Raw genomic sequence first — 8,840 nt, forward strand, 5'->3', positions numbered from 1 at the left:
AATCGCATGCGATAAACCCGGTGACGTGGACGGTCATCCCGGGATACTGGTCGCCATGGATGAGGTCAAGGTCGTCGTCGCCCATTCCGAGCGCGCGACCCTGCGCGTCGGTGACGTGTTCCTGAAGGTGGACGCCGATCAGGCGCGCATCGACGTCGAGGTCGAGGCGATGGCCGTGGCGCCGGTCCCGACCCCGAAGGTCCTGTGGCACAAGCCGCCCGTGCTCGCGATCGCCGCGGTCCCGGGGACGGCGCTCGGCCGCCTCGGCGAGCCGTCGACCGCGTCCCCGGCGGCATGGGCCGCGGCGGGCGCCGCCATCCGGAGGTTGCACGACGCGCCGCTGCCGCCCCGGCCCGGCGGGGCTGGCCGGGGCCTCGACGAGTTGGCGGCGGATCTCGACGGCGAGTGCGAGTGGCTCGTGACGAACGGCGTCCTGCCCGCCGACCTGGTCACCCGCAACCGCCGGGTCGCCGAGGCCGCGCTTCGGCCGTGGACTCCGGTGTTCACGCATGGCGACCTGCAGATCGCTCACGTGTTCGTCGACGGCGACGGGATCACCGGCATCATCGACTGGTCCGAGGCGGGCCAGGGTGATGCCCTGTTCGACCTCGCCACCTTGACGCTCGGACACGAGGAGCATCTGGGCGACGTCGTCGCCGGCTACGGCACCGACGTCGACCTCGATGTGATCCGCGCGTGGTGGTCGTTGCGAAGCCTGCTGGGGGTTCGCTGGCTCGTCGAGCACGGCTTCGACCCGTTCGCGCCGGGCTGTGAGGTCGACGTGCTGAGATCCCGGATGTGAGGCTGCGCGGGCCGCACCGCTGTGAGTGCGTTCTGACGCATCGGGCAGGCCATCCCCTGGTGCGCATCGCCTGCCCTTACTCCCGACAGAGTGCGATGCGGAGTCGTCGCCGGCAGATGACGGCGCAACCGAGGGTGACGAACGCGTGGTGGATGTCGCGGATGCCATGACCGGTCGGATCGGTTGGTCAGGCCGGGGCTTCACGCCGGCCGATGAGTACGGCGGCGCCTTCGAAGCGGCCGGCGGCCAGGTCGTCCAGCGCTTGGTCCGCGGCGGCGAAGGGGTAGGGCTTGGTCGTCACCCGTGGCGGATGGGCCGAGGTGAGGTCCAGGAAGGCCCGGCCGTCGGCGCGGGTGTTGGCGGTGACACTGCGCAGCGTCCGCTCCTGGAACAGATGACGCTGGTAGTTCAGCGGGGGAACATCGCTGAGGTGGATGCCCGCGATCGCGAGCGTTCCACCTCGGTCGAGGGCGGCCAGCGCGACCGGGACCAGCTCGCCCACCGGGGCGAACAGGATCGCGGCGTCCAGCGATCCGGGTGGGGCGTCCGTGTCGTTGCCCGCCGAGGCCGCGCCCAGCGTTCTCGCCAGTTCCCGGGCCCCGGCGGACCGGGTGTAAACGTGCACGGTCGCGCCCTGGGCGATGGCGACCTGCGCGGTCAGGTGGGCCGAGCCGCCGAAGCCGTAGATGCCCAGCCGCCCGCCCGGCGGCAGGTCACAGCGGAGCAGAGCGCGATATCCGATGATCCCGGCACACAGCAGCGGAGCCAGCTTCTCGGCGGGAGCCTCCTCGGGAAGGGGGTAGGCGTACTCCTCGGGGACGACCAGGTATTCGGCGTAGCCGCCGTCGGCGTCCCAGCCGGTGTAGGTGGAGAAGGGACAGAGATTCTCCGCGCCCCTGCGGCAGTAACGACAGTGCCCGCAGGTCGAGCGGAGCCATGCCACGCCGACGCGGTTGCCCGGCGCGAACCGTACCGAACCAGGAGCGGCGGCGGCCATCCGGCCCACGACCTCGTGGCCGGGCACGGTGCGCGGGCGTCGCGGAGGCAGGTCGCCCTCGGCGAGGTGGAGATCGGTACGGCAGACGCCGCACGCCTCGACCTCTACCAGCACCTCTCCGGGGCCCGGCGCGGGAACCGGGAGCCGGACCGGTTCCAGAGGCCCGGAGGAGATCGGCCCGGGCCGTGCGACCACCCAGGCATCCATCTCGTCGGGGATCGTGGGCCGCAGCGGATACGGCGTGGGCCGAGGGCTTCGCACGTCCCGGGCATCCGGGTCTGCGGGTGTCGCCGGGCGTTCGTTCATGGTCATGATGAACCTCCGCGGATGAGTCGTCGCTCCCGCGTCAGGCGACGCTGATGTCTATCTGCGGGGAGTGCTTCGGATCCATCCAGCGCAGAACCTGCAGGAGCTTGTCGACCGGCAGGCTGACGCAGCCGGTGGTGGGCCCGCCGTTGCTGATGTGAAGGAAGATCGCGCTACCCAGGTGGGGCGTGTGTTCCTTGGTGTTGTAGGCGATCACGGCGCCGTAGTTGTAGGCCGGGAGGGTCACCATGTTCTCGGGAGCGACCCCCGGATCGGCGTGGCGGGAGTCCACCCACTTGTTGTAAAGGGGACTGGCGGAGTCGTCGTTCCACTTGTCGTAGGAGAATGCCTGCCGGTAGGGGAACTTCACACCGGGGTCGGGCTTGACCCCGAACATGAAGTCGAATCCGTACGTCCCGGACGGGGTGCGCCCGTCGCCCTCCCGCTTCTGGCCCGGCGGGGCGATGCCGCTCTTGCCGACGTTTGCGGTCCACGGCCCGTACGTCTTCACCCAGCGGTCGCCCTCAGCGGTGTAGGCGATCAACGTGGCGGTGGTCTTCTGGTAGGAGTCGGCCGTCACGGTGATGAGCTGCCGTCCCTGCGACGCGGGCGGTAGAGCGGACGCGGACGCGGAAACGGCACGGGCCACGGCGGCTCCGCTGAAGATCATGACGAGTGCCAGCAGAACGGCACTCACGCGTACGGAAGTCGTTCTCGTGTCCGTAGGCGCTCCCTGATTGGCGGTGTTCATACAGGTCAGGCTATCCAGGGGAGAGATGTGCTCGGTGTGCGCCGCCGTTCCCCGGGGGGCGGTCGCGGCGCAGCTCAGGGCCGATATGGGCCGGAGAATCGCTCATGTCAGGCGTTGCCCGGCCACGCCATACGGTGAACATCGGCCGCAGTTCGTATCGGGCGTGTTCGGCCACGCCATGCGGTGGCATCGGCCCGCCCACCCCGAGAACGGCCCAGCTTGGCTGCCGTCAACCGTATTCCGCGCCGCCGTCGTAACCGCCGGCTCCGCCGCCTTCGCCGTCTTGGGGTTTTGCGCCTTTGGCGCAGCCCCTTTTCCTGTTCGCGGGCATCCTCGGAGACCAACGCGCAGGCGAATCCCTCTGATCTCAACTCCATACAGATCCCGGTTGGTGGCGTCCATTCGGTCGAACGGGGGCGGCAATGGGGCTGTAAAAGTATGCTAACGCACGTTACTATAACTATCGTTACCTACTTTGAGGGGGAGCGATGTTGGATCAGCTGGGACGGGCACTCGCCGCGGAGGACGCCGCTGCCGTGTCCGTGGTGCTGGCCGAGGACGTCACCCTGCGGGTCGCGGTGCACGACGAGCCGATCGAGGGGGTCGGTGCCGCGCCCCACGTCATCGGGGCTGTGCTCGATGGAGTGCTGCACGACATCGAGGTGTCGGCGATCATCGGGGGCATCGGCGACACCTCGGTTCTGATGTTCGGCGCCCAGGTCGCGGGCCACCCCGGCCGGGCCGACGGGCTGCTCGTCGCCCGCCAGGATCGGGACGAGCGGATCTCGGACCTCACGGTGTTCGTCCGGCCGCTCGCGGCGTTGCAAGCGCTGGCCGACGAGATGGGACGGCGGCTGGGTGTGCCGCGCCCCGGCGGTGTCGTCTGATGGCCACTCCCTCGCTGCGCAACTGGATCCCGGCCGCGATCCTGTCCTCACCGCTGCACCCGGTGATGAGCCGCAGGAGTCTCCTGCTGAGCTTCACCGGGCGCCGCAGCGGCGCCCGCTACGTCACCCCCGTCAACTACCTCCAGCGTGACCGCGAGCTGCTGATCACCACGGAGAGGGGGTGGTGGCGCAACTTCGACGGCGGGGTGCCGGTGGAGCTGCGGCTGCGGGGCCGCCGGGTCGCGGCGGTGGCCGAGGCGGTGTGCGAGCCCACTGTTGTGGCCGAGGCGCTCACCGCACTCGTGCGTGACCATCGCGCGTACGGGCGCTGGGCGCGGGTCCGGGTCGGCGCGGACGGCACCCCGGACACCGCGGACGTACACGCGGCTATCGCGAGCGGCCGGGTTCTGGTCCGCGTGCTGCTGGACGGCGAGACGATCACCCCATGACCGCAACGCATCGCAGGCGCCGTGGCACCGGGCACGAGCTGCGTGAAGTGGTGGTCCGGGTGGCCACCGACCTGCTGGCGCAGCTCGGCGACACCGACGCGCTCACCATGCGGGCCGTCGCCGCCGCCGCAGGCGTCACCGCACCCTCGGTATACCGGCACTTCCCGGACAAGGAGGCGTTGCTGCGCGTTGTCGTCGCCGAGCGGTTCGCCGAGTTCACCGAGCAGCTCGAAAGCGCCGCCGTGGCCGCTGCCGGCGACCCCGTCGCGCGGCTCGAGGCGATCGCCAGGGCGTACGTCCGGAGCGGTCTGGAGCAACCGGGGCACTATCGGGTGCTGTTCAGCGCCATGAACGCGGGCCCGGCCGGGCTGGGGCTCGAGCCCGGCGCCGCGCATCCCGGCGCGGCCTCCTACAAGGTACTGGTCGACGCGGTCAGCGCGTGCCTGTCACCCGCCGGCCGTGGTGCGGCGTTCGTGCTGGCCACCGAGCTGTGGGCTTCCCTGCACGGCGCCATCGACCTGCGCATCACCAAACCCGACATGCCATGGCCCGAGCCCGATGCCCTGATCGAGACGGCGTTGACCGCTGTGCGAGCAGCGTCGCCGCCGGGGCCACTACCCGCGGAGTCGCCGTGAACCTGCTCGTCTTCGTCACGCTGGCCGTCACCGGTTTTGTCGCCTGTTCCGAGTTCGGCTCCTATGCCTTCGTCCATCCTGTGCTGCGCCACCTGCCCGGCACCGAACGCATCACCGTCGAGAAGGGCCTGCTCAAGACGTTCGGGCGGGTCATGCCGGTCGGGATGACGCTGTGCGTGGTGCTCGCGGTGGCCGTCGCGATCGAGGGCAGCGGGCTCGGGTGGCTCGCCTGGGCCGCGGTGGTCGCGTTCGCCGTCGCGGTCGGGTTCACCGTCGCCGTCAACGTCCCGATCAACATCGCCACCGGACGCTGGGACCCGGCGAACCCGCCCGCCGGATGGGAACGGACCCGCCGCCGCTGGGAGTTCTTCCAGGGCGTGCGCTCCTGGCTGCTGCTGATCGGTTTTGTCCTGGTCTGCGCGGCAGGCACCGTCTGATCAGCGCGCCACGGCAGCCACGAGCGCACGTTCGGATCTGCTTGAAGACCGCCCCACCACGTTCCAGCGCGCCGTACCGGCCCCGTCGGCACCACAGCCCATTGCCGCCACATGTGGCAATTCAGGGCATGCGTTCGCCCCTACCACGTCAAACACGAATATGGAGGCAGCCATGGGCTTCTCTCGAATCACCGGCATCGCCGCCATTGGCTTCGCCATCACGATCGTCCTCGCCAACGCGATCATGATGCCCGCCGGCCTGCCGCTCACCGGCGCCGAGATCGGCGAGGTCAACGCGTTCTTCGGCACCGAGGGCGATATCGTGGCCATCGCGTCCGCGCTCACTCCCTCCGCCTGGCTACTGGCCACCTTGTTCGGCGCGGGCGCGGTCTCCGCGCTGCGGCGCTTCGAACGCGGCCGGGGCGAAGCGTGGTCACTGTTCGGATTCACCGGCCTGGCCCTGCAGAACGCCACCTTCGCCGCGGTCATCGCGACCCGCCTCGCGCTCACGTCGACGGCCGCGCGCGACAGCGCCACAGCCGGGGGACTGTGGGCCCTGCACGACGCGCTGTTCACCCTCAACGGCACCTTCCTGGCACTCGCCCTCATCGGCCTGTCCGTCGCCGGCCTGCGCGCCGGTCTCATCCGGCCGTGGCATGGCACCCTGGGGCTGGTATCGGCCGCGCTGCTGTTCGGCTCGGCCACCCTCACCCCCCTGGTCATCGACCACACCGGCCCCCTCGGTCTTCTCGGCCTCGTCGGCTGGCTGATGTGGGTTGCCTGGATCATCGCGTACGGCGTCACCCTGATCCGCCTGAACCCGGCCTCGTTGTCGCACGAGGTGAGCTGACCGGTCGACGAGGGCCCCTCCACGACAGGGTCTGAGGGCCAGGAGGACAGAGCAATCGTCAATGCCTGTGGATCATCGTCCGTTCTGGGAGAAGTGCTGGTAGTCCTTCTCGGTCGACCAGGATCCGCCCCAGCCCCAGCCGATCTTCTTGAACGCGCGCACCACGGCGTCGCCGGGGTTGATGACCCCTGGCCGGTCCAGGGGCCGCCGAACGTAGTCCTTCGCGTTCGGGGGTTCGAGGGTTCCGCCTGGATAGGGGTGGATGTAGGGATTTTCTCGGGTATTGATGTCGATCGCCAGGCCGTAGGCGTGTTGCGACCAGCTGCCGCTGGTCCCGACGCGTCGGCAGTTGAAGCCCGAGGTGTTGTCCGCCTTCATCGAGGCGGCGTCGCTGCCCTTGTAGACCTCCACCGACCGCATCTGCCGGATGGGGAAGCGCTGACCGTACAGCTTCCTGAAAACCGAGACGACCTGGTCGGCCACCGATTTGTTGATCACCAGCTCTCCGGTGTGGGGCGCGCCGTCGAAACCCCAGTAGGTCATAGTGATCATCCTGAGGTCGGCGGGTTGCACCGGACACCCGCGGCGCCAGGAATGGCGCAGCTGGTCCGGCGAGACCGGCGTCACCTTGGCGGTGAACGCCTGCGATGCGCCCGGAGAGGACGTGCCCGGAGAAGGGGTCGGCGACGGAGACGCCGCAGCCGTCGTCATGGCGACGGCGGTCACGCTGAGCAGGACGAGTGCCGCCGCGGCCGGTCTGCGGCGTGGGATGAATGCCATTTCCCCAGGTTAGGCACTCTCTGGATGCCTGCCCTAATCGATCGGATCAACCGGTCAACGATTCTTTGCGAGAAATTGCCTTTCCCGGGCGGGCGGGCTCCGGGCAGGAGTCGGGAACCGCCCCGAGGTCACGTCGGCCCGTCGTAGCCGGAGGACAGCGAGACGCGGCTCCACACCGGCTCGTCCCAGCCGGAGGACGAACGAAGCGCCGGCCCGTCATAACCGGAGGACGAACGAAGCGCCGGCCCGTCATAACCGGAGGATGCCGGAGAACGAGCGGGGCGCCACCGGCTGCCGGCTGGACCCGCTCCGGATGAGGAGGCTGAACGAGAAGAGCCCTGGGCTTGACCTCAAGTTGGGTCGAGGTTGCAGGCTTGGCCGCGGAGTTGGAGCCGACCTGAAGGGATCTCATGCGCGCGGTGTGGTTGAGGGAATTCGGCGGGCCGGAGGTGCTCGTCGCGGAGGACACCCCGGATCCGGTGGCCGGACCGGGGCAGGTGCTGATCGAGGTGGCGTTCGCCAACATCACCTTCGTGGAGACCCAGATCCGCGCGGGTGCCGGGCCGTTCAAGGTGGAGTTGCCGGTGATCCCGGGCAACGGCGTCGGCGGTGTGGTCACGTCGGTCGGTACGGAGGCGGACCGGGGGCTGATCGGCAGGAGGGTGGTCAGTGGCACCGGGGGTTCGGGCGGCTACGCCGAACTCGCCGTCGTGGATGCCGGCGGAATCTTCGAGGTGCCGGACGGTATGGACCTCGACAGTGCGGTGGCCCTGCTGGCGGATGGGCGTACGGCGATGCTGATGGCCGGGGCGGTCGATCTGCGCGGCGGGGAAAGGGTGCTGGTCGAGGCGGCCGCGGGCGGGGTGGGCACCCTGCTGGTCCAGCTCGCGCGGGCGGCCGGTGCCGAGGTCGTCGCGGCGGCCGGTGGCACGCGCAAGGTCGGGCTGGCACGCGACCTGGGTGCCGAGGTGGCGGTCGACTATCGGGAGCCGGGCTGGACGGAGCGGGTGCGCGAGGTTGTGGACGAGGTGGACGTCGTTTTCGACGGGGTTGGCGGCGCCATCGGCCGGTCGGCGTTCGAGTTGCTCGGCCTGGGTGGGCGGATGATCAGTTTCGGGCTCGCGAGCGGGGAGTGGGCGAACATCTCCGACGAGGCCGCTGCGGACCGTGGAGTGACGCTGGTGCGGCCGGTGACGACGCCGGAGAAGATGCGCTCGCTGACGGAGAGGGCGCTGGCCGAGGCGGCGGCCGGCCGGCTGCGGCCGGTGATCGGGCAGCGGTTCCCGCTGGATCGGGCGGCCGAGGCGCACGCGGCCATGCAGGCGCGGACCACCGTGGGTAAAACCCTGCTGAAGGTGCGATGAGGAGTCCCGGCGTCATTCCGGTGACTCGATGTCATTTTGATGGGCCGGCGACCCGGGGATATCGCGACCAATTTGGGGTGTTTACGGTGATCTGGTGTTTTTAGGGATATTCGCCGTTATTTAGATGTGATTCCGGTGACCCGGTGCGGCGACGGGGGGCTCGCCGCACCGGGAGGCCGGATTAGTCGGATCGTCGTCGACTATTTGGTGATGGTGAAGGTGTCAATGTCGAACAGGTTGCCGCTGCCGCCGGTGAAGACGAGGAAGAGGTTTCCTGTGGCGGAGCCGGTCAGGGTGGTGGAGACGTTCTGGAAGGTGTCCCAGTTGCCGGTGATCGGTACGGTGACCGAGCCGAGGAGGGTTCCGGTGGCTGATCCTGATCGGATTTGGATGGTGCCGCCGGATCCGGCGGAGGAGATGCGGGCGCTGAAGGCGGTGGCGCCGGAGGTGTTGACGGTGGAGTAGCCGGCCCAGTCTCCGTTTTCGATGTAGCCGACGGTCTTGCCGCCGCTGGCGGGTCCGTGGTCGGCGGGCTGTACGCCGGAGTTGGAGGTGTAGGCCTCACCCTCGACGGTCTGGGTG

General features: G+C 69.5%; 11 protein-coding genes. 7 read left to right on the plus strand and 4 right to left on the minus strand.

Features of this window, described 5'->3' with window-relative positions; all coding sequences use genetic code 11:
- Positions 1 to 55 precede the first annotated feature (55 nt).
- A complete protein-coding gene (locus tag CHC08_RS39425) occupies positions 56 to 802 on the plus strand; it encodes a phosphotransferase family protein (protein WP_089212496.1) in 747 nt (248 codons plus the stop codon).
- Between the two features lie 187 nt (positions 803 to 989).
- On the opposite strand, the gene CHC08_RS39430 is transcribed toward CHC08_RS39425, so the two are convergent.
- Positions 990 to 2,111 (minus strand): zinc-dependent alcohol dehydrogenase family protein, encoded by a 1,122-nt coding sequence (locus CHC08_RS39430; protein WP_420823606.1) that lies wholly within the window; start codon positions 2,109 to 2,111, stop codon positions 990 to 992.
- A gap of 34 nt (positions 2,112 to 2,145) precedes the next feature.
- Complete coding sequence (locus CHC08_RS39435; protein ID WP_179282477.1) at positions 2,146 to 2,802, minus strand: L,D-transpeptidase family protein; 657 nt, start codon at positions 2,800 to 2,802, stop codon at positions 2,146 to 2,148.
- Between the two features lie 542 nt (positions 2,803 to 3,344).
- Here CHC08_RS39435 and CHC08_RS39440 point away from each other — a divergent pair.
- From CHC08_RS39440 to CHC08_RS39460, 5 genes are all read left to right on the plus strand, one after another.
- Positions 3,345 to 3,743 carry a hypothetical protein gene (locus CHC08_RS39440; protein ID WP_089212498.1) on the plus strand — a complete coding sequence of 133 codons (399 nt, stop codon included), beginning with the start codon at positions 3,345 to 3,347 and terminating at the stop codon, positions 3,741 to 3,743.
- A complete protein-coding gene (locus CHC08_RS39445; RefSeq protein WP_089212499.1) occupies positions 3,743 to 4,192 on the plus strand; it encodes a nitroreductase/quinone reductase family protein in 450 nt (149 codons plus the stop codon). The genes CHC08_RS39440 and CHC08_RS39445 overlap by 1 nt, the downstream gene beginning before the upstream one ends.
- Positions 4,189 to 4,827, plus strand: a complete 639-nt coding sequence (locus tag CHC08_RS39450; protein ID WP_089212500.1) for a TetR/AcrR family transcriptional regulator — start codon at positions 4,189 to 4,191, stop codon at positions 4,825 to 4,827. The genes CHC08_RS39445 and CHC08_RS39450 overlap by 4 nt, the downstream gene beginning before the upstream one ends.
- A complete protein-coding gene (locus CHC08_RS39455) occupies positions 4,824 to 5,264 on the plus strand; it encodes an anthrone oxygenase family protein (protein ID WP_218825704.1) in 441 nt (146 codons plus the stop codon). Before CHC08_RS39450 ends, CHC08_RS39455 begins: the two co-directional genes overlap by 4 nt.
- A 172-nt stretch (positions 5,265 to 5,436) precedes the next feature.
- Positions 5,437 to 6,114 (plus strand): hypothetical protein, encoded by a 678-nt coding sequence (locus tag CHC08_RS39460; RefSeq protein WP_218825705.1) that lies wholly within the window; start codon positions 5,437 to 5,439, stop codon positions 6,112 to 6,114.
- A 72-nt stretch (positions 6,115 to 6,186) separates the two neighbouring features.
- Here the strand turns inward: CHC08_RS39460 and CHC08_RS39465 are convergent, their stop codons facing one another.
- A complete protein-coding gene (locus CHC08_RS39465) occupies positions 6,187 to 6,894 on the minus strand; it encodes a M15 family metallopeptidase (protein WP_089212501.1) in 708 nt (235 codons plus the stop codon).
- 410 nt (positions 6,895 to 7,304) lie between these two features.
- Between CHC08_RS39465 and CHC08_RS39470 the strand changes: the two genes are divergently transcribed.
- Positions 7,305 to 8,258: a zinc-binding dehydrogenase gene (locus tag CHC08_RS39470; protein ID WP_089212502.1), complete on the plus strand. Its 954-nt coding sequence runs from the start codon at positions 7,305 to 7,307 to the stop codon at positions 8,256 to 8,258.
- A 200-nt stretch (positions 8,259 to 8,458) separates the two neighbouring features.
- Here the strand turns inward: CHC08_RS39470 and CHC08_RS39475 are convergent.
- The coding region (locus CHC08_RS39475) for a carbohydrate-binding protein (RefSeq protein ID WP_143653541.1) at positions 8,459 to 8,840 on the minus strand (382 nt) is incomplete at its 5' end.

The sequence above is a fragment of the Streptosporangium subroseum genome (assembly GCF_900188345.1).
Lineage (GTDB): Bacteria > Actinomycetota > Actinomycetes > Streptosporangiales > Streptosporangiaceae > Streptosporangium > Streptosporangium subroseum.

Bases quoted from the DNA above. Each gene is read 5' to 3' on its own strand.
- CHC08_RS39470 (WP_089212502.1), top strand. From the start codon at position 7,305: ATGCGCGCGGTGTGGTTGAGGGAATTCGGCGGGCCGGAGGTGCTCGTC.
- CHC08_RS39430 (WP_420823606.1), bottom strand. From the start codon at position 2,111: ATGACCATGAACGAACGCCCGGCGACACCCGCAGACCCGGATGCCCGG.
- CHC08_RS39425 (WP_089212496.1), top strand. From the start codon at position 56: ATGGATGAGGTCAAGGTCGTCGTCGCCCATTCCGAGCGCGCGACCCTG.
- CHC08_RS39465 (WP_089212501.1), bottom strand. From the start codon at position 6,894: ATGGCATTCATCCCACGCCGCAGACCGGCCGCGGCGGCACTCGTCCTG.
- CHC08_RS39445 (WP_089212499.1), top strand. From the start codon at position 3,743: ATGGCCACTCCCTCGCTGCGCAACTGGATCCCGGCCGCGATCCTGTCC.
- CHC08_RS39450 (WP_089212500.1), top strand. From the start codon at position 4,189: ATGACCGCAACGCATCGCAGGCGCCGTGGCACCGGGCACGAGCTGCGT.
- CHC08_RS39440 (WP_089212498.1), top strand. From the start codon at position 3,345: ATGTTGGATCAGCTGGGACGGGCACTCGCCGCGGAGGACGCCGCTGCC.
- CHC08_RS39460 (WP_218825705.1), top strand. From the start codon at position 5,437: ATGGGCTTCTCTCGAATCACCGGCATCGCCGCCATTGGCTTCGCCATC.